Origin of the sequence: Streptomyces sp. NPDC020898 (assembly GCF_044333925.1) — a bacterium.
GTDB lineage: Bacteria > Actinomycetota > Actinomycetes > Streptomycetales > Streptomycetaceae > Streptomyces.
Genome location: NZ_JBIRRV010000012.1, coordinates 262,457 through 281,756, shown reverse-complemented (window position 1 = coordinate 281,756; position 19,300 = coordinate 262,457). Strand labels below are relative to the sequence as shown.

Here is a 19,300-nt window from a genome sequence, read left to right as displayed (position 1 = left end):
CCTAGCTGTCGCTGAAGGTGTCTGCGGACACGGTGGTGATCACCACCTTGCCGGGGTAGGCGGTCACCAGCGGGTCGGTGACGGACGCGGGAGCGTCGGTCTTTACCACGACCTTGTCGTTCACGCCGTCGTAGCGGACGGTCACGCCGTAGTTGGTGGTGTCGCTGCTGGCGCCCGCGATCCGGTCGACGGCCGCGGTCTGGATGGCCTTGATCTGGGCGAAGGTGAACTGAGCACTCTTCGCGGTGGTCGGGGTGGGCCAGTCGGTCGGGATCTGCGCGTCCGTGGAGGTCCAGTAGGGCGGCTTCGCCAGGTTGTTGATGTCACCGGTGTAATCGGAGGGGAAGATGAGCACCGGTCCCCTGGCGGGGTCGTCGAACGCGGTGAGCGCGCAGTTGTAGTCGGCCAGGGCCTGGACCTGCTGCCACTGCAGCGACGTCCGTCCGTCACTGACACCGCTCTTCGGCGCCGCGGGGTCGGCGATGTCGTTGGCCATGGCGGTCTCGTACGGTGCGCACCTGCCGTCCGGGGCCTTGTCGCTCTCGATCCTGAGCTTGCCCGGGTACTGGGTGGTCAGCGGGGCGGTGACCGAGGAGGGGGCGTTGGTCTTCACCACCACCTGGTCGATCGACCCGTCGTAGGAGACGTCCAGCCGGTAGGTGCTGTCGCCGTCCGGCTGCACCTGAGCTGTGACCGCGTCTTCGAGGGCGTAGAGGTCACTGGTCGTGAACAGTTGGCTGATCCCGCGGGTGAAGTCGGGCCAGGAGGTGGGGGTGTTCCCGTACTCGTCGGTCCACCCAGGCGGCATCTCCGGGTTGTTCCAGTCGCCGGGGTAGTCCTTGGGGAAAATGATCACCGGTCCGTATCCGGTGTTGTCCTGGAAGGCCGTGAGTGCACCGTTGTAGGAGGTGATGGCCTGTATCTGCGCCCACTCCAGTTCGGTGGCGCCGGCGTTCGTCAGCACTTCGGAGGGGGACAGCGCCCGGTTGTAGAGGCGGAAGTCCCGCATCCGGCCCTTGAAGTACTTGTCGTTGGAGTACAGCGACCGGCCAATGTAGTTCGCGAGGGTCGTCCCGTTGCCGATCGAGCCGGGGGTGATCGTCACATTGGTTTTGCGGGCCTTCTCCGCGCCGTTCTCGTAGAGGATGCCGGTGGTGCCTGTCTGGGTGTAGGTGATGTGCTTCCACATGCCGCGTGTCAGCTGGTATGTCGTGTCCGACGGCTGGATGTCCTGCTTGGCGGTGTAGTCGGTCATCGACAGTGAGGTCCGGAAGTTGTTCCCGGTGGTGAACAGGTAGCCGTTGCCCATGGAGCCGCTGGTGTTGCCCATCCCGTACAGGAAGTACGGCTTGCCCATGGTCGGGTCGATCCATGTTTCGAAGTCGACGGTGATCGAGTTCAGTCCGGCCATGATGCTGTCCGGCATCTTGACGTAGGTGTTGGAGCCGTTGAAGCTCAGCCCCTGATCGCCCTTCCAAACGGCGGTGCCATTGACCGTGCCGTCGTGGTTCTGGCCGGAGGAATCGTGGGCGACGGTGCCGGAGGTTTCGTCTAGCTTGTAGCGCAGGATCAGACCGTTGGTGATGTCGGCCTGTGCGGGGGCGGCGGTCATCAGTGCCGTGCCGGCCCCCAGGAGCAGGCACAGGCCGGTGGCGAGGAGACCGGCGGCCCTCCGTCGCCGTCTCGGGGTGGGGGCGGCGGTGCCAGCGGCGTGCACCGTGTCGGCCGGATTCCTTCTTCGCATCGTCTTTCCTTTCAAAGCTTCACGGAGCTGTGCCCGAGCAGGGCTTCACTCGCGGCCTGTCGGCCTCGCTCTGCTCAGAAGCCTCGTTGCGGGAGCTTGGAGCGGTAGGAAGTCAGCGGCCCTTCGAAGTCGCGAGGACGTACTGCGCAAACTGGTTAGCCGTGACGAGGACGACCAGCGCGATGGCGCCGGCCTCGGTGATTCTGTAACCATTCATTGGGCGGTCATCGCGGGCGCCCTGGGGCCGGCGGAGGAGCGCGTTGAAATGGGCGCTCAGTGTGCCCCAGTTGTTTTGCTGCGCGACCAGCTGTGGTGGGATCCGGAGGTTGGCGTCACGGCCCATGATCGGGGCTATGAAGTCCCGCATGGGGCGGAACCGGGCGGCTTCCGAGATGAACTGAGCCATCCTCAGCGCACCCCGTGCCATGTTCCTCGTGTTGTTGGAGTCGTACAGGTACCAGGCGGCAGAGCTGATGGTGGCGCGGCTGACGTTCATGCGCGAACGGGTCTCGCCGGCTGCGTTTTCGAGGGCGCCGTAGCCTTCCCCGAAGGGAGTCCGAGCGACACTGGCGGGGAGGCGCGTGACTTGGTCTTGTGTCCGCGCGGCCTCCCTGGACTCCCGTGTGACAGTGCGGTTGCCCATGTAGTGGTAGACGTTGTTGTGGTCCCACCAGCCGAGGAGGTACAGGTCCCCCCGGTTCAGTTGCAGGCGCACGAAGTCGTTGCTGCCCCACATTTGGATGTCGACCTGGTAATACGGCTGGGCAGGGTTAGTGGGGGTGTGGATTGTCTGGGCGCCCCCAGCACCTGGTACTTGGGTGCTGCCGCCGTCAGCGATGCCCAGGCGGATGTTGTTGATGAAATTCACGTAGGCCCAGCGGCCGTCAGTTCCGATCCGGAACAGGGGGTTGTCGTCGTAGGCTTGTGCGGACGGCAATTTCCCCATGGGGCCCACCAGCGTGGCGACCAGCCCCAGCACAATGGCGACCAGCAGGGTGATGGTGCGGGGCCTCGCGAGGGGCCCGCTGCTGACCAGGCTCAGGGACCGGCTCGGCGGTGCGGCCGTTGGTTTGTTGTGCGAGGCGGGGGCCTCGTTGATGACAGGTCTGTTCATGGGCTCTGCGCTCTCCAGGTGCGTGATGTGCGGGATTGCGGCTGACCGCTTCGGGGCGTCGACGGACGGCTGCGGCAGGCGCGTACCGGACATCACGACTCCCCTCACGGCGCGGTGCCCGGCAGGCCTTCGAGGCCGCCGTGTGCCGGGAGTTCGGCCTGCCGTGACGTGGCCCAAGGGTGGGGCCCGGGGCACCTGCCCCACCACTCGTGCGAATACCGGTTCCCGCCGACCCGGTAGTTCTACGAGGCAGGGGGCTCCTGCGTGGCCCACCAGACAGCCACCTGCGCCCGACTGCCGAAGCCGAGCTTGGCCCGGATGTTCCCCACGTGGAAGTCGACCGTGCGCGTCGAGACACTGAGCTCGGCGGCGATCCGCCGGTTGCTCATGCCCTTGGCCACCAGCGCGGCCACCTCCCGCTCCCGGCCGCTGAGGATGCTCGGGGCTGGGGCTGGGGCTGGGGCTGGGGCTGGGGCTGGGGCGGCGGTGCCGGTGCCGGTGCTGGTGTCCAGGGCGTCGTCGATGGCGCGGCTCGGGCTGTCGTGGCCGCCTCCGACGACGAGGGCCCGCTCGTACGCCTCCGGACCCAGTGCTCCTATGACCGACTCCGCGCACCGCGCGTGGTACTCGGCCATCGGCGGGCCGAACACGGAGACGCTGGTGCCGATGTCCTGCCACAGCCCGCGCGCGGCACCCAGCAGCAGTCCCGCCCGCTCGTGCTCGCCGTGCAAGGCGGTGACCCAGGCGAGCGTCTCCAGCATCAGTGCGGCGCTGAGCGGCTCGTTGAAGCCCCGCTCGATCTCCAGCCCGGCCCGGTTCAGAGCCAGGCTCTCCTCCAGGTCACCGCGCTGCAGGGCGTCATAGCCCAGCGTCCACAGCGCGTGCGCGCGACCCCACCGCTCACCGTGCGCCTCCGCCAGAGCGAGCGCCTGCCTGCCGGCCTCCGCCGCACGCGGGTCCCGGAGGTGGTTCCGGGCGGCGGCCAGCTGGAACAGTGCGAAGACCGCCGAGGCTCCCCCCTCGGCCGCCGCGTGGGCGGCGACCGCGCCCTCGTGCAGGGCTACGGCCTCCTCCAGCCGCCCCTGGAAGCCCGCCAATGAGCCGAGGAGGTTCATGACGTCCGCGCGCACCACCGGATCGTCCTGCCGCTCGCCCAGCTCACCGGCCTCGGTGAGCCACTGGCCGGCCGCCCCATGGTCGCCCTGGAGCAGTGCCACCCAGGCCGCGGCGCACAGCGCCCGGGCGCGGGCGGGGGTGGGCTCGGGCGCGGCGGCGAGCGCCCGTTCGAGCTGTCGCCGTCCTTCGCCGAGGAATCCGCCGGCGCACCAGTGGAAGCGCAGTGCCGCGGCCAGCGCGAGGGTGGCCTGCGGATCGTCGTCGTGGCCGAGTGCCGCCAGCAGATCGGGGTGTTCGGCGCGCAGCCGGGCCAGGGCCTCCTCCTGGCCGGGGCCGTACCAGTGGTCGGCGATCCGCTCGGCGAGGGCGAGGTGGAAGTCGCGGTGCCGCCGCAGCAGGCGCTCCTCCTCGCCGGACTCCGCGAGCCGCTCCCGGCCGTACTGGCGGATGGTCTCCAGCAGCCGGTAGCGGGGCAGGCCCTGGCCCTCGGCTTCCGTGGGCAGGACGACGGACTGGGCGACCAGCCGGTCGAGGAGGTCCAGCACCTCGTGTGGAGGGACGCCCTCGTCGCCCTCGTCGGCGCAGACCTCCTCGGCCGCGTCCAGGCCGAAGCCGCCGGCGAAGACCGACAGTCGGTTCCACAGCAGCCGCTCGGCCGGGGAGCACAGCTCGTAACTCCAGTCGATCAGCGCGCGCAGCGTGCGCTGCCGAGGTCGTGCGGTCCGGCTGCCGCCGGTGAGCAGCGCGAAACGGTCCTCCAGCCGGTTCACCACCTGTTCGACGCTGAGCGTGCGCAGCCGGAACGCTGTCAGCTCGATGGCCAGTGGCAGGCCGTCCAGGTCCGCGCACAGCCGGGTGACCGCGTCCCAGTTCGCGTCGGTGATGCGGAAGTCGGGCCGTACGGCGGCGGCCCGGTCCCGCAGGAGTTCGACCGCGTCGTCGGGCACCTTCAGGGGCGGCACGGTGAACACGTGCTCGCCGGCGATGCCGAGCGTCTGGCGGCTCGTCGCCAGGACGTGCACCCCGGGGCCGGCCGCCAGCAGCGTGCCGGCGAGCTCGGCGGAGGCGTCGACGACGTGTTCGCAGTTGTCCAGGACGATCAGTGCACGGCGCCCGGCCAGGTGCTCGGCGAGCCGGCCGAGAGTGGGCCGGGTGCCCTGCTCCACCATCCCCATGGCGGCGGATGCCGCACTCGCCACCGCCGAGGGCTCCCGCACGGGCGCGAGATCCACCAGCCAGGCTCCGTCGGGAAAGGCATCCCCGGCCCTGGCCGCCACCTCCAGTGCCAGCCGCGTCTTTCCCACGCCGCCCATCCCCGTGAGCGTCAGCAGCCGCGCCGAGCCGAGGACGCGGTGGACTTCGGCGATGTCATGGCGCCTGCCCACGAACGTGGTGAACGCCTCGGGCAGGTTCCCTGCCCGGGACGTCATGACGGTCACGTCCGTCGCCTCCAACCCACCTCAGGACCCACCCACACAGTACAAAAGCGGCATCAATATCACATCCTAGGGTGCATCCCGCAAATGGGAGCCGCACGGCCCCGTTGCCCGCACGAACCGCATGCCGTCCACGCCGGCCGGCCGGGTCCGTCCCTCGCGGACGGAATCGACATCATCCCGGGCCGGCCAATCACCGCCATTGGTCAGCCGCGCGACATCGCGGCGATGGCGGTGTTCCGCGCTTCTCCCGCTACCCGGTACATCGCCGGTGCCGAGTTTCTGGTGGACGGCGGGGCCAAGGCATAGCGGAAACTCGCACGAATGAAGCCGCCCGGTAAGGGGGCCGCTAGAAATCGCCTGAGAGTGTCTTCTCGGCTCCGCCACTGACACCGACACCGACGTCGGCGTCACCTGCGGCGGCGGCAGGAAAGAGTCGCTGCACGGCAGCGACGACGGCGGCGCGGCGGGCTGACGGGGAGGGGTCGCGGACCTGGTCGGCCGCCGCGTCCACGAGGTCGAGTTGGCCGGCCCAGGCCGTGGCGAGCTGGCCGACGAAGACGAGGACGTCGATGGGGTCCCAGGCGGGATCCAGGTGACCGGCCTCCTGCGCCTTGCGGAGCTGCTCTGCCTTTCTGCGGAAGGTTTCCTGGGTGACGGAGTCGGCGGCGTCGCCGGCGAGTTCCAGGCGCCCCCAGCTCATGAACCGGAAGCGGTCGGGGTGCCGGAGGAAGTAGTCGTGCACTCGCCCCGCGTACTCGGGCAGATCGGTGGGGTCCAGGTGGGTCGCCTCGAGCACTGCGGCCAGCTCCTGTTCGGCGACGAACCGGTAGAGCTCTTCCTTGCTGCGGAAGTACGCATAGAGGCGTTCCGAGCTGGTCTTCGCGGTCTTGGCGATGCGGGTGATCCGTGCGCCGGCGATTCCGTACCGGGCGAACTCGGCCCGTGCCGCGGTGACGATACGGTCACGGGTCGAGTCTGCGCTGGTCGAAGCTTCCATGTTTGAAGACTACCCAACCAAAAAGATCTGTTTGGCGGAGGCTGCCCGCAGGGCGTACAGTAAAAACAAATATTTTGGTTTGACCTGAGGAACGCGTCATGCAGCAGCGGACACTCGGCGGCCAGGGCCTGGAGGTCTCGGCGATCGGCTACGGCTCGATGGGCCTGACGATGGCCTACGGCCCCGGCGACGAGCAGGAGGGTGTCGCCGCCATCCGGCGCGCCCACGAGCTGGGCGTCACCTTCTTCGACACCGCCGAGGTCTACGGCTGGGGCTCGAGCAACAACGAGGTTCTGCTCGGCAAGACGGTGAGCGACTTCCGTGACGAGGTCGTACTGGCCACCAAGTTCGGCTTCGCGCAGACCGAGCAGGGACTGGGCCTCAACAGCCGCCCTGGCCACATCCGCACCGTCACCGACAACAGCCTGCGCTACCTCGGCGTCGACCAGATCGACATCCTCTACCAGCACCGCGTCGACCCGGACGTGCCGATCGAGGACGTCGCGGGCACCGTCAAGGAGCTGATCGACGCGGGCAAGGTCAAGTGTACTTCGGTCTGAGCGAGGCCGGCCCGCAGACCATCCGCAGGGCGCACGCCGTGCAGCCGGTCTCCGTCCTGCAGACCGAGTACTCCCTGTTCGAGCGGGACGTCGAGCAGCTCTTCTCGCTCCTCGACGAACTGGGCATCGGCTTCGTCCCCTATTCACCGCTCGGCTATTCACCGCTCGGCCGCGGCTTCATCACCGGCACGGCCAAGCCCGCCAGCGAATACGACGCCACCGACATACGCAACGTCGACCCCCGCTGGCAGCCCGGCAACTTCGAGAAGAACGTCGAGGCCGTGGGCAAGCTCGGCGACCTGGCCGCGACCAAGGGCATTTCCGTCTCGCAGCTGGCCCTGGCCTGGCTGCTCACCCGGGGCGAGCGCATCGTGCCGATCCCCGGCACCCGCAGCGTCCAGCGCATCGAGGAGAACGCCGGCGCTGCCGACGTCGCTCTGACGGCGGCGGACCTCGCCGCGATCGACGAGATCCTGCCGCACGGCGGCTTCGGCGCCCGCTACTCCGAGGAGCACGCGCCCGTCTGGATCTGAGTCCGCCCCGCAACCCGATCCGACCTTCCCGACGGACACCGCTGGGCCCCTCACCCCGAGGGCCTCGGTAGCCCGCGCACCTGCCGCCCGGAGCCAGCAGATGGGTTTGGCGCTGTAGGAAACCACGGACCAGGACCCCGATCAGGAGCAGCAGACCGTCGTCATCACCGGCGCCGGCGACAGCATCTGCCCCTCCGCCGCACGGACGCCGGCCGCCGAGGGCGAGGAGGTTGTCCTCGTGGGCCGGCGACCGGCCAAGACGGCGGCCGCCGTGCAGGCCCTGGGCGCCCGCGACTACGTGGCGAACTCGCCGTCCTGGCGCAGGTGTGCGACCTCGCCACCAAGCTGCAGGCGGCCTACCCGTGCCGCGGCGGGTCGGCCAACAACGCCGACTTCGTCCACTACAGCCGGGCACTCGCCGCCGGCTGGGCCATCGCCGGCGGCATCATCGAAGGCGCTGCCCGCCACCTCGTCGCCGACCGACTCGACATAACCGGCAGCAGGTGGAGCGTCCCAGGCTCCGAGGCCCTCCTCAACCTCCGCGCCGTCATCGACAACGACGACTTTCCGGCGTACAGCCACTCGAAGGCCGCGTCGAGCACCCGTAGACCCGGCACCGGCGGTATGGGTTGCCGTTGTCGTTCAGGCATGCCCTGGCAACCGGAAGGAGGATGCCGACGGAGCCCAGGCCGGTGACGTAGGCGGCCACCCCGACGGCGGCCGCGAGCGACGATCAGCCGCCGGGAGGCCGTCTCACCGACCGCGCGCTGGTGGTCAGGCGGCGGCTCGCTCGCCGGCGGGCCGGCGGCGCAGGGTGGGCTGCTGGAGGGCCGGAGGGAGGTAGGCGGACTGGTCGGGCGAGCCGACGTTGGTGCCGGGTGGAACGATCTTGTCGATCCGGTCGAGGATCTCGTCGGTGAGCGTGACGTCGACGCCGGCGAGCAGGTCGTCGAGCTGCTCCATCGTGCGGGGCCCGATGATCGCACTGGTCACACCGGGATGGGCGATCGCGAACGCCATGGCGAGGTGGGTCGTCGGCAGGCCCAGCTCTTCGGCGAGCGGGACGATCTGTTCGACGGCGTCGAGCCGACGCTCGTCACTGAAGCTGGTGAAGATGGCGGCGCGGCGCAGGTCGGTCTGCTGACCCTTGCGGATTCGCCCGGTGAGCATCCCCTTCGCGAGCGGGCTCCACACGAGGACGCCCATGCCGTAGCGCTGGGCGACGGGCAGGATCTCGGCTTCGATGCCACGGTTGAGGATCGAGTAGGTCGGCTGTTCGGTGCGGAGCCGTTCCAGGCCGCGCCGCTCGGCCACCCACTGGGCTTCGACGATGTCGGAGGCGGGCATCGTGGACGAGCCGATCGCGCGGACCTTGCCGCTGCGGATCAGGTCCGTGAGCGCGGAGAGTGTCTCCTCGATGTCGGTGTCCGGGTCCGGCCGATGGATCTGGTAGAGGTCGATGTGGTCGGTCTGCAGGCGGCGCAGCGACTGTTCGACCGCGGTGATGATCCAGCGCCGCGAGTTGCCCCGTTGGTTGGGATCGTCGCCCATCGGCATGTGCAGCTTGGTCGCGAGGACGACGTTGTCGCGGCGTCCTTTGAGGGCCTTGCCGACGATCTGCTCCGACTCGCCGCGGCTGTAGGCGTCGGCGGTGTCGACGAAGTTGATCCCGGCGTCCAGGGCCTTGTGGATGATGCGGATCGAGTCGTCGTGGTCGCGGTTGCCGGCGGCTCCGAACATCATGGCGCCGAGTGCGTAGGGACTGACCTTGATGCCGGTCCGGCCGAGGGTGCGGTACCGCATGAGGGCTCCTGAGATGTGGTCGAGGTCGTGGTGAGCACCCTGTCGGTGCCGTACCCTTGACCTAAGCGGAAAGCTATTCCGGAACTATATGGAAAGCCTTTCCGGTTATGCAAGAGGGGAAGTGTCGTGGCAGAGAACTCAGTGCCGACTGGAGTCGGCTCGGCGGGTCCGGGCGGTCTCGAACGCGCTCCGCGCCGGTTGCGTGCCGACGCGCAACGCAACATCGACGCCCTGCTCGAAGCGGCGAAGGCCGTCTTCACTAGCTCGGGCGTGGACGCACCGGCGAAGGAGATCGCCGATCCGGCCGGCGTCGGAGTCGGAACGCTGTACCGGCACTTTCCGCAGCGTTCGGATCTGGTGAAGGCGGTGTATCAGCGCGAGGTGGATGCCTGCGCCGACGCGGCCCCGGCACTGGCCGCAGCTCACGAGCCGGGAGTGGCACTCGCGAGGTGGCTGCACCGGTACACCGAGTTCCTCGCGACCAAACGGGGACTCGCCGCCGCACTTCACTCCGGAGATCCGGCGTTCGACGCCCTGCCCGCCTACTTCATGCAGCGCCTCGGACCTGCTCTCGGGTCACTGCTCGCCGCCGCCGCAGCGAGCGGCGAGATCCGTGCCGACATCGGCGCCAAGGACCTCCTGTACGCTGTCGCCAACCTGTCTCAGCCCGCAGGCGACGACGGAGTCGCGTACAGCCAACGCATGGTCGCGCTGCTCATCGACGGATTGCGCTATGGCGGCGCACACTCTTGACCCGCGGGTTCTGGGGTTCCCAATTCCGGGTGCCCGGCCGTCCGTCGACCATGGCGTCACACCACGCCTCGCGATGTACCGGGCCCTCAGCACACAGCCGGACCACTCGATCACAGCCGAGCGCTCCGCCCAGAAGCTCCTCGGTGTGACACCCCGGACGGCGAGCAAGTGGCTGGCTGACATCGATCTCTGAGCCCGGCGGGCCGGAGGGGCGGGACGGCCGTCGGACGTCAAGTGGGAAGTGCGGAGGGCAAAGCAGCGCCAATGAGGGGCTGTTCGGCCCAGACGGTCTTCCCGCAGCTCCCATAGCGGCTGCCCCAACGGCTGGTGAGCTGGGCAACGAGGAACAGACCGCGACCGCCTTCGTCAGTCGTGCGTGCTCGTCGCAGACGCGGCTGGGTGTTGCTGGGGTCGGTCACCTCGCAGACGAGGCTCTCGTTGTAGATGAGGCGCAGGCCGATCGGTCCGCCTGCGTAGCGGACCGCGTTGGTCACCAGTTCGCTGACCACGAGTTCCGTGGTGAAGGCAGCCTCCTCAAGTCCCCACTCGGCGAGCTGGCGAGTAACGACCTCCCGAGCTTGGCGCACGACAGCGGGATCGGCCGGGAACTCCCAGTAGGCCGTGGTGTCCTCGGTCAGTGCGCGGACACGGGCGAGGAGGAGAGCGATGTCGTCGCGGGGCGGGGGGTCGACGGCATCGGCGAGTACCGAACGGCCGACGTCGATCAGCAGCGGCTCTCGGCAGGAGAACGTGGCAAGGCTGTCGGCCAGGTACCGCAGGCCAGCATACGAGTCCGGGTGGAAGCGGCGGAGGAGACCGTCGGTGTAGAGGGCCAGGATGCTGCCCGGCTCCAGATCGACCGTGGTTGTTTCGAACGGCATGCCACCCACCCCCAGGGGCGGCCCGGGGGAGAGTTCGACGTCGCGGACGGTGCCGTCAGGCCGCAGGACAAAGGGCGGCGGGTGGCCGGCACTGGCCAAAGTGCAGCGGCGGGTCACAGGGTCGTAGACGGCATATACGCAGGTGGCGCCGATGGCGTCCTGGCGCGTGGGGTCGGCTTCGGCCGCGAGGCGGATCACAAGGTCGTCGACGTGGGTGAGGAGTTCGTCGGGCTCCAGCTCCAGGTCGGCCAGAGTCTGGACAGCGGTGCGCAGGCGCCCCATGGTGGCTGTGGCGTTCAGACCATGACCGATGACGTCACCGACAACGAAGGCCACACGCAGCGACGGCAGAGGAATGACGTCGAACCAGTCGCCGCCGATTTCGGCACCGTCGGCGGCAGGCAGATAGAGGCCCGCTGTCTCCGCCGCCGGGCTGTCGGTGATGGAGCGCGGGAGAAGACGTTGCTGCAGGACGACCGCCGCGCGGTGCTCGCGCGTATAGCGGGGGGCGTTGTCCACACTCAGCGCTGCCCTCGACGCGACCTCCGCCAGCAGCTCCGTCTCCTGCTGATCGAAGGGCCGGGATTCCCCGGTGCGCCACAGAGTGACGGAGCCAAGCATGAGGCCACGGGCGAACAGCGGGGCGGCGACAAACGAGTGCGCTTTCTCGGGGACGAACAGGCGATCCAGTTCCGGATCACCCATGCGAGTGGCCTTCGTTCGATCGGACATCGTGAAGACCGCACCTTGCTGAAGCGCTCGCATGACAGGGAGGTCCGGGAACGAGGGAACCACCTCGCCGGGCTGGAGGAGCGTTGCGGGCCAGGCCCCCTCAGCCGAAGCCACTGCGGCTCTGCGCAGGTGAAGCTGCCCTCCGCCGAGGATCTTGGGGGGCTCGTCGCCGTCGAACACCGCCTCGGCCAACTCCATCCAGGCCATGTCTCCGAGAGCGGGGACGAGCACGTCAACGAGGTCCTGGGCCGTGCGCTGGACGTCGAGGGAGGCGCCGATCAGGACAGACGCCTGGTGCCGCAGTTCGAGGTCACGGCGTGCCCGCCACCGCTCCGTGGCGTCCGTGACGAACGTTGCCACTCCCGCCGGGAGTCCCCGGGAGTCCTTCAGCCGGACGGCGGACAGGTAGAAGTGACCCTGGAACCCAAGGTCCTGTGACGAGCGTCTGCGCTGCTCGTACGCGACCAACGGCGCTCCTGTGGAGAGCACCTCGCGCAGCGCTGCCTCGGCATCCCCGGCATCATGCGGATCCAACAGGTCCGCCAGACACTTGCCCACAGACAGAGCGGGACCCATGTTGGTTCGCACCAGCCGCAGATCCGTGTCGTGAATGCCGATCCCGGTCCGTTCCTGGGACAGCAGCGCCTGCAGGACGCGTACGCCCTGTTCCCAGTCGGTTGTGCTGTGCAGTGGTGCGGCCAGAACGAAAAACTGAGAGCACCCTCCCAACTGCTGCACCCGGAAGGCGACCTCGATCGAGCGGCCGGAGCGGTGCCGTATCAGTGCCTGCCCTGACGCCGATCTCCCAAGATCGTTGGCGTCAGCTCCCCAGCGCTGCCCGGAGGGGCCGACGAGTAGATCCCTGACGGGCCTCCCGTAGACCTCTGCGGCCGTCCAGCCCACGAGCTCTGCGGCTTCGGCGGACCAGCCCACCACCGCACCCTGGATGTCGAGCAGGGCCGTTGCGATGGCGTCCAAGCCGGACGGCGAGTGGCGATTCGAATGGTTCATCTAGTTCGATCTCCTTACGGAGTGAACTATCCCATTATGTCCTGCCTGGAGTCGACGCGCCGATGCGGCGGCACGGCCGCCTGCGCCTGCTTCTCCATGCGGGTACGTTACTCGGTACGCTGGTACTCCTTATCAGGGATCGATGTTCGTGCCCGGAGGACCACCCACCGCTTCCGGCGGGGGATGCTCATACGAGGCTGTTGCGGTGACGGCCCAAACCCGCGCGGCGGTACGGACGCGTCGGGACGAGTTGGTGCATACCCGGCCTGGTACCCGGCCCGGTCGTGCCGACTGAGCTTCCCACGGGGGAGTCGTAAGGGGAGTTTCCTCCTGGTCGCACGGGCGGCGGCCAGTGGCACGGCATACGCGCCCTGGCCGATTCTTCCGAGCGTGTGCATGGTTGAGCTTTCCCGCGCGAAGGGTTCAGGAGGTGTGAGGGAGGTACTGGGGCGGGGATGACGCCGAGGCGCCTTGCCTGGTAGTCCTTGGAAGCCTGCTGCACCTCTTCGCGGGTGTTCATGACGAACGGGCCGTGCTGGAAGGCGGGTTCGCGGATCGGGCGGTTTCGGCTGGCACAAAGAGTTCCAGTGCCCGGCACCATCGGGAACGTGCCGGGGAACATGACGCGCCAGTCCCCGCGCGGGCTTGCGGTCGGTGGGGTTGACGGCCGCTGTCCGCAGCCTGATCAGCACCTGGCGGGGGCCCGATCGTGGGGTGGGCACCTAGCCTCGTACTTCGCAGGTCACCCGCTCGTGAAGGTCAAACGGTCGCAGCCGATCACTGGTCGATCGGAGCCGTAGCGGCGAGAGCCGTGCCGGTCCGAATCGGTCGAGATCGGTGGCCCGGAGGCCGACGCGGCGAACCTTTTCGGTGACCTGCGACGTACGGGCCCTAGCCCAGGACCGGGGTCTGGCCGTAGCCGTTTACAATCACCGCGCGCATCGCTCTCCTCGAGGATGGGCGGGGCTGTCCGCGAGGGAAAGTTTTGTCCTGGCAGTGGGACACTCTTATAAGCCAGGGCACAGTGCGGATGGCCAGTCATGCTGGACGGACCGCCAAAGCCACCTGACGGGCTGGTGCCCGCGAGCCGCTGACCTCAGTCGCCGGCAGCCCCTGGATCGATGAGTTCGGCCAGGTGCAGGCTCTGCCGGTCGGGGGCGAGTTGCTTCACCTGCATGGAGCAGCTGAAGCCGTCGGCGAGGACAGGTGTGCCCGGTGCGGTCCGCTCGAGGGCAGGGGCGAGAGCCTGTTGGGCGACCTTCATGGAGACGTCGTAGTGCTCGGACTCGAATCCGAAGGTGCCCGCGACGCCGCAGCATCCCGTGGCCTCGTCGACCTGGGTGACCCCTAGGGCCGCCAGCGTCTTTCGCTGGACGGCGGCGCCGAAGGCCGAGTATTCGTGGCAGTGGGTCTGCACGGTGACAGTCGAAGGCACTGCCGGTGGCTGCCAACCGTCGTCGACCCACTTCAGCACGGCTTCCGCGAAGCTGCGGACCCGGGAGGACACCCGCTCGGCCGCCTGTGTGCCCAGGAGTTCCGGGGCCTCTTGCTTCAGCGCGGCCGCGCAGCTCGGTTCGATGACGACGATGGGGGTGTCCGTGCCGTCGTCGAGCTTCGAGACGGTCTTCGACAGCACCTTCTTGGCGGTGTCGAGCTGGCCCGTCGTGATCCAGGTCAGCCCGCAGCAGGCGTCGGTCTCACAGGTGACCCGGCGGCCGGAAGCGGCCGCGACCCGTGCGGCGGCACCGGCCACCTCCGGGCGGAATCCCTTCGTGAAGGAGTCGACGAACAGGACGACATCGGCGCCTCCCGCGTCGCCACCGAAGCCCGCCAACTCTCTGCGGAGCCTGCGCCGGGAGGAGAACCGGGGCAGCGCCCGTTCGGTCGTCAGGCCCCCGGCCCGGGCCACGGTCTTGCCGAGCGGCGAGGCGAGCACCGCGTTGACCAGCGGGCTGACGCGCCCCGTAAGCCCGAGCCAGCGCGGCAGCCAGCCGAGCGAGAAGTGCGACATGGGCCGCATACGACCCGTGTAATAGTGGGAGTAGAACTCGGACTTGTAGGTCGCCATGTCGACGCCCGCGGGGCAGTCGTGCGAGCAGGCCTTGCACGCCAGGCAGAGGTCGAGAGCGGCGCGGACGTCGTCCGACCGCCACCCCTCACCGACGCTCCGCGCCCCGCGGACCATGTCCTGCAGTACTCGGGCACGGCCGCGGGTGGAGTCCTTCTCGTCCCCCGTGGCCCGGAAGCTCGGGCACATGACGCCGCCGGTGTCCGCACGGCACCGTCCCACGCCGATGCATCCCTGCACCGCGTGGACCCAGGGGTCCGCCCCGGCCTCCTCGGCGTCGACGGGGCTGAGCGTGAAGTGGGTGCGCCACTCACGGTCGGGGACTCCGGCAAGCGCGAGGTTCGCGTCGATCGGGTCCGGCTCGGTGATCGACCCGGGGTTGAGCAGGCCAGAGCCGTCCCAGATGCCGCGGTAGGCCTCGAAGGCGGCGAGTACGGACGGGCTGTACATGACGGGCAGGAACTCGGACCGGGCCCGTCCGTCGCCGTGTTCGCCGGAGAGCGAGCCGCCGTGCCGCACGACGAGTTCGGCGGCGGCCGCGGTGAAGTCCCGGTACACTTTCCGGCCGGCGTCGGTGCGCAGGTCGTAGGTGATGCGGATGTGCATGCACCCGGCCCCGAAGTGCCCGTACATGATGCCCGTCAGCCTGTGCTCGTCCAGGAGCAGGCGGAAGTCGGCCAGATAGTCGGCGAGCTGTTCCGGCGCGACGGCGGAGTCCTCCCACCCCGGCCAGGATTCCCCACCGCTCGCGGGCCGCGACGACAGACCGGCACCGTCCTCGCGCACGCGCCACAGCGTCGCCCGCTCGTGAGGATCGGGAACCGCGCGGCCGTCCACCAGGCGCCCGCCCGCCTTCAGCCGTTCCAGCAGTGAGGCGGCAGCGGTGGCCACGTCCTGCGGACGCTCTCCGTCGAGGTCGACGTAGAGGAACGCCTTGCCCTCGGGCAGGCCCAGGACGGAGTCAGGGCCGCGGCGCAGCCGCATCGTGTCGACGATGGTGTCGTCGATGCCTTCCACGGCAGCGGGCGAGAACTCCAGGATGGCGGGGATGTCTCGTGCGGCGTCGACGACGTCCGCGTAGCCCAGGCACACCAGGAGCGCGCTCGGAGCCTTCGGTGCGAGCCTCATCCGGGCCCGTACCACGAGAGCGCACGTGCCCTCCGAGCCGACGAGGGCCCGGGCGATGTCAAAGCCTTTCTCGGGCAGCAGGTGCGAGAGGTGGTAGCCGGACACCTGCCGCTGGATGCGTCCCAGCTCCGTACGGAAGGGAGCGAGGTTGGCCTGTGCGAGTTCCTTGAGCTGCTCGCTCAGCTCGAGGGCTCTCGCCACCGCGGGCGGGTCCTCGGGGGCGGTCGCGCGCAGTCCGCCGGCGAACGCCGTGAGCCGTGTGCCGTCCGAGGTGACGATGTCGAGTTCGACCACGTGGTCCGAGGTCCGCCCGTACCGCACGGAGTGATTGCCGCACGCGTCGTTTCCGACCGCGCCCCCGACGGTGGCGCGGGTCTTCGACGAGGGGTCGGGCGCGAAGGTGAGAGCACCCTCGGTGGCGTGCTCCACCGTGCGGCTGAGCACCGAGAGCACGACGCCCGCATCGACGTCGGCCGTGCCGGACGTCTCGTCGATCGTGTGGATCCGGTTCAGATGGCGGGAGAAGTCCAGCACGACGCCGGGCCCGATCGCGTTGCCGGCCATGGACGTACCTCCGCCCCGGCCGACCACGGGCGTACCGGTGGCGGCGCATGCCTTCACGACCGCCACGACATCGTCGGCGCTGCGCGGGAAGACGACGGCCAGCGGTGGAACGCGGTAGTTGGACGCGTCGTAGGAGTACGCGGAGAGCCGGAGTGCGGAGGTCTCCACGACCACACCGGCCGCCTCGATCCTCGACAGGACGTCCATGGGGCCGGTCACGTCAGCGCCCGTCCTTTCTGCCCGGGGGCCGCAGTGGAAACTGGTCGTGCCACATTCGGACGCACCGAAGGTGGCTCGTCCGGACGTTACTGGCCGGCTTGTCAGCCTGCACTCGGAAGACGCACCGGTCATCAGCCGAAGCCTCGGCTTTTCACCAATGCCTGCCGCCGCACGCGCCTGCATAGCCTGTAGAGGCCAGCAGTCTGTGACAACGGAGCTGATCATGCCGACGCATCTGACCCACTGGGGAGCTTTCGAAGCGGAAACGGACGGCCGGTCACTGACCTCCGTCCGGCCGTGGTCAGGTGATCCCGACCCGCGTGACCTCATCCACAACGTGGCCTCCGCCCAGCACCACCCGACGCGGGTGCTCCGGCCGGCCGTCCGCCTCGGCTGGCTGGAGAACGGCCCCGGCAGCGGCTCGGGCCGCGGCACCGAACCCTTCGTCGAGGTGTCGTGGGAACGGGCCATCGACCTGGTGAGCGGTGAACTCGGGCGCGTCTACGCCGAGCACGGCCCGTCCGCCGTGTACGGGGGGTCGTACGGCTGGGCCAGCGCCGGCAGGTTCCATCACGCCCAGAGTCAGATCCACCGGTTCCTCAACTCCCTCGGCGGCTACGTCGCCGGATGGAGCGACTACAGCTTCGGTGCCTCCGGGATCCTGCTCCCGCACGTGGTGGCCAACGCCAACGCCATCATGAAGAGTGCCACCTCCTGGGACGTGACCAGCCGGACCACGGACCTGTTCCTCTCGTTCGGCGGCCTGTCCGAGAAGAACAGCGGCATCAACGCCGGCGGGATCGGCCGGAACCCTGCCCGGGACGCGATCCGGCGGGCGGTGGCCCGGGGATGCCGCTTCATCGACATCTCGCCGATCGCGGACGACACGTACGCCGAGGCCGAAGCCGAGTGGATCGCGCCGCTGCCCGGCAGCGACGCCGCCCTGATGCTGGCCCTCGCGTTCGTACTGGACGCCGAGGACCTCGCCGACCGTGCTTTCCTCTCCACCCACTGCGTCGGCTTCGATCAGTTCCTGCCGTACCTGCGCGGCACGGTCGACGGCGTCCCGAAGAATCCCTCCTGGGCAGAGCGTCTGACCACCGTCCCCGCCGATCGGATCGTCCGCCTCGCCCGGGAGATGGCGGCGTCGCGGACGATGATCAACCTGAGCTGGTCCCTTCAGCGCCAGCAGCACGGAGAGCAGCCCATCTGGCTCGGGGTGACCCTGGCGGCGATGCTCGGCCAGATCGGGCTGCCGGGCGGTGGTTTCCAGCACGGTTACGGCGCGTCGGCCGAGATGGGGCTTCCCAGGTGTGTGGCCAGTGCTCCCTCGCTCCCGCAGGGACGCAATGCCGAGACGTCGGGGATCCCGGTGGCGAGGATCGCGGACATGTTGCTGACGCCGGGCCGCGAGATCGATTTCGATGGGCGGCGCATTACTCTTCCGAAGATCGAGTTGATCTACTGGGCGGGGGGAAACCCCTTCCATCACCACCAGGACCTGGCTCGTCTGCGCAGGGCGTTCACGAAGCCCGCCACCGTCGTCGTCCACGAGCAGTTCTGGACCAGCACGGCACGCCACGCCGACATCGTGCTACCGGCGACGATGACGATCGAGCGCGACGACTACGGTGCCGGCCGCAACGACCAGGCCTTCTTCCCGATGCCGGCCCTCACGGAGCCGGCCGGTGAGGCCCGGGACGACTACGCGATCTTCTCCGACCTCGCGGAAAAGCTCGGCCGAGGGGAGAGCTTCAGCGAGGGCCGGGACGTCAGGAGATGGCTCCGCCATCTGTACGACGGGTGGCGGAGCAGGCTCGCGGAGCGCGACATCGAGGTCGTCGACTTCGACACGTTCTGGAGCAGCGAGCACATCTCGATCCCCGTCGTCGACAGGGACCAGGTGCTGTTCTCGGAGTTCCGGCGTGACCCCGGCGCGAGTCCGCTGCCCACGGCCAGCGGAAAGATCGAGGTCTATTCGTCGATGATCGCCGGGTTCGGCTACGACGACTGCCCCGGCCACCCCGTCTGGATCGCTCCTACCGAATGGCTCGGCAGTTCCGGCGCCCACCAGCTGCACCTGATCGCGAACCAGCCCAAGACCCGATTGCACAGTCAGCTGGACGTCGGCGACACGAGCCAGAAGGCGAAGGTCGCGGGCCGGGAGCCGCTCCGGATGCATCCCGAGGACGCGGCAGCCCGTGGCCTGTCCGACGGCGATGTCGTGCGGCTCCACAACGAGCGCGGGAGTTGCCTGGCAGGCCTCGTGGTGTCGGACGCGGTCCGGCGCCGAGTGGTCCAGCTCTCGGCGGGCGCCTGGTACGACCCCGACCCTGACGACCCGTCGTTCTGCCGCCACGGAAACCCGAACGTGCTGACTGCGGACCGGCCGGCGTCGAGCCTGTCCCAGGCCACGACCGCGCAGCACGCGCTCGTGGAGGTCGAGAAGTGGCTGGGCGACGTCCCGGAGGTGACCGTGACCACCAGGCCGCCCAGGCTTCTGGACGCGTCCCCCTGATCTGTCGTCGGGAACCAGCGAGGCTCCCGAGCCGATGAGCTGAGACGAACAACGTCTCTCTCAACGGCTCGGGAGCTTCGTGTCTGTCAGGTGGTCTGCTGTGCCTGTCCGCCCGTTCAG

The 19,300-nt window shown here is 69.1% G+C and carries 10 protein-coding genes and 2 pseudogenes; 4 read left to right on the top strand and 8 right to left on the bottom strand.

Features of this window, described 5'->3' with window-relative positions; all coding sequences use genetic code 11:
• Nucleotide 1: 1 nt before the first annotated feature.
• The 4 genes from ACH4TV_RS32770 to ACH4TV_RS32755 form a co-directional block, all read right to left on the bottom strand.
• Entirely contained in the window at nucleotides 2-1,744 is a 1,743-nt protein-coding gene (locus ACH4TV_RS32770) for a LamG domain-containing protein (RefSeq protein ID WP_398404504.1), read from the bottom strand.
• A gap of 112 nt (nucleotides 1,745-1,856) precedes the next feature.
• Nucleotides 1,857-2,951: a ribosome-inactivating family protein gene (locus ACH4TV_RS32765; protein WP_398404502.1), complete on the bottom strand. Its 1,095-nt coding sequence runs from the start codon at nucleotides 2,949-2,951 to the stop codon at nucleotides 1,857-1,859.
• 149 nt (nucleotides 2,952-3,100) lie between these two features.
• Entirely contained in the window at nucleotides 3,101-5,404 is a 2,304-nt protein-coding gene (locus ACH4TV_RS32760; RefSeq protein WP_398404604.1) for a LuxR C-terminal-related transcriptional regulator, read from the bottom strand.
• 355 nt (nucleotides 5,405-5,759) lie between these two features.
• Nucleotides 5,760-6,410 (bottom strand): TetR family transcriptional regulator, encoded by a 651-nt coding sequence (locus tag ACH4TV_RS32755; RefSeq protein WP_398404501.1) that lies wholly within the window; start codon nucleotides 6,408-6,410, stop codon nucleotides 5,760-5,762.
• A 98-nt stretch (nucleotides 6,411-6,508) separates the two neighbouring features.
• Between ACH4TV_RS32755 and ACH4TV_RS32750 the strand changes: the two are divergent.
• A pseudogene (locus ACH4TV_RS32750) lies at nucleotides 6,509-7,503 on the top strand (aldo/keto reductase).
• 324 nt (nucleotides 7,504-7,827) lie between these two features.
• On the top strand, nucleotides 7,828-8,199 hold the full coding sequence (locus ACH4TV_RS32745; RefSeq protein ID WP_398404499.1) for a hypothetical protein: 372 nt from the start codon (nucleotides 7,828-7,830) through the stop codon (nucleotides 8,197-8,199).
• Between the two features lie 78 nt (nucleotides 8,200-8,277).
• Here the strand turns inward: ACH4TV_RS32745 and ACH4TV_RS32740 are convergent, their stop codons facing one another.
• Nucleotides 8,278-9,306, bottom strand: a complete 1,029-nt coding sequence (locus ACH4TV_RS32740; RefSeq protein ID WP_398404497.1) for an aldo/keto reductase — start codon at nucleotides 9,304-9,306, stop codon at nucleotides 8,278-8,280.
• Between the two features lie 126 nt (nucleotides 9,307-9,432).
• Here ACH4TV_RS32740 and ACH4TV_RS32735 point away from each other — a divergent pair, with 126 nt between their 5' ends.
• Entirely contained in the window at nucleotides 9,433-10,059 is a 627-nt protein-coding gene (locus ACH4TV_RS32735; protein WP_398404495.1) for a TetR/AcrR family transcriptional regulator, read from the top strand.
• A 230-nt stretch (nucleotides 10,060-10,289) separates the two neighbouring features.
• On the opposite strand, the gene ACH4TV_RS32730 is transcribed toward ACH4TV_RS32735, so the two are convergent.
• The 3 genes and pseudogenes from ACH4TV_RS32730 to ACH4TV_RS32720 all read right to left on the bottom strand — a co-directional run bounded on the left by ACH4TV_RS32730 (nucleotide 10,290) and on the right by ACH4TV_RS32720 (nucleotide 16,662).
• Nucleotides 10,290-12,683 (bottom strand): SpoIIE family protein phosphatase, encoded by a 2,394-nt coding sequence (locus tag ACH4TV_RS32730; RefSeq protein WP_398404493.1) that lies wholly within the window; start codon nucleotides 12,681-12,683, stop codon nucleotides 10,290-10,292.
• A 448-nt stretch (nucleotides 12,684-13,131) separates the two neighbouring features.
• A pseudogene (locus tag ACH4TV_RS32725) lies at nucleotides 13,132-13,245 on the bottom strand (pirin-like C-terminal cupin domain-containing protein); the annotation flags it as partial.
• Nucleotides 13,246-13,779: 534 nt separating this feature from the next.
• Nucleotides 13,780-16,662 carry an FAD-binding and (Fe-S)-binding domain-containing protein gene (locus ACH4TV_RS32720; protein WP_398404491.1) on the bottom strand — a complete coding sequence of 961 codons (2,883 nt, stop codon included), beginning with the start codon at nucleotides 16,660-16,662 and terminating at the stop codon, nucleotides 13,780-13,782.
• Nucleotides 16,663-16,885: 223 nt separating this feature from the next.
• On the opposite strand from ACH4TV_RS32720, the gene ACH4TV_RS32715 reads away from it, so the two are divergent.
• Nucleotides 16,886-19,180 (top strand): molybdopterin-dependent oxidoreductase, encoded by a 2,295-nt coding sequence (locus tag ACH4TV_RS32715; protein ID WP_398404489.1) that lies wholly within the window; start codon nucleotides 16,886-16,888, stop codon nucleotides 19,178-19,180.
• The last annotated feature ends 120 nt before the right edge of the window (nucleotides 19,181-19,300 follow it).

Bases quoted from the DNA above. Each gene is read 5' to 3' on its own strand.
- ACH4TV_RS32770 (WP_398404504.1), bottom strand. From the start codon at position 1,744: ATGCGAAGAAGGAATCCGGCCGACACGGTGCACGCCGCTGGCACCGCC.
- ACH4TV_RS32765 (WP_398404502.1), bottom strand. From the start codon at position 2,951: ATGTCCGGTACGCGCCTGCCGCAGCCGTCCGTCGACGCCCCGAAGCGG.
- ACH4TV_RS32760 (WP_398404604.1), bottom strand. From the start codon at position 5,404: ATGACGTCCCGGGCAGGGAACCTGCCCGAGGCGTTCACCACGTTCGTG.
- ACH4TV_RS32755 (WP_398404501.1), bottom strand. From the start codon at position 6,410: ATGGAAGCTTCGACCAGCGCAGACTCGACCCGTGACCGTATCGTCACC.
- ACH4TV_RS32740 (WP_398404497.1), bottom strand. From the start codon at position 9,306: ATGCGGTACCGCACCCTCGGCCGGACCGGCATCAAGGTCAGTCCCTAC.
- ACH4TV_RS32730 (WP_398404493.1), bottom strand. From the start codon at position 12,683: ATGAACCATTCGAATCGCCACTCGCCGTCCGGCTTGGACGCCATCGCA.
- ACH4TV_RS32715 (WP_398404489.1), top strand. From the start codon at position 16,886: ATGCCGACGCATCTGACCCACTGGGGAGCTTTCGAAGCGGAAACGGAC.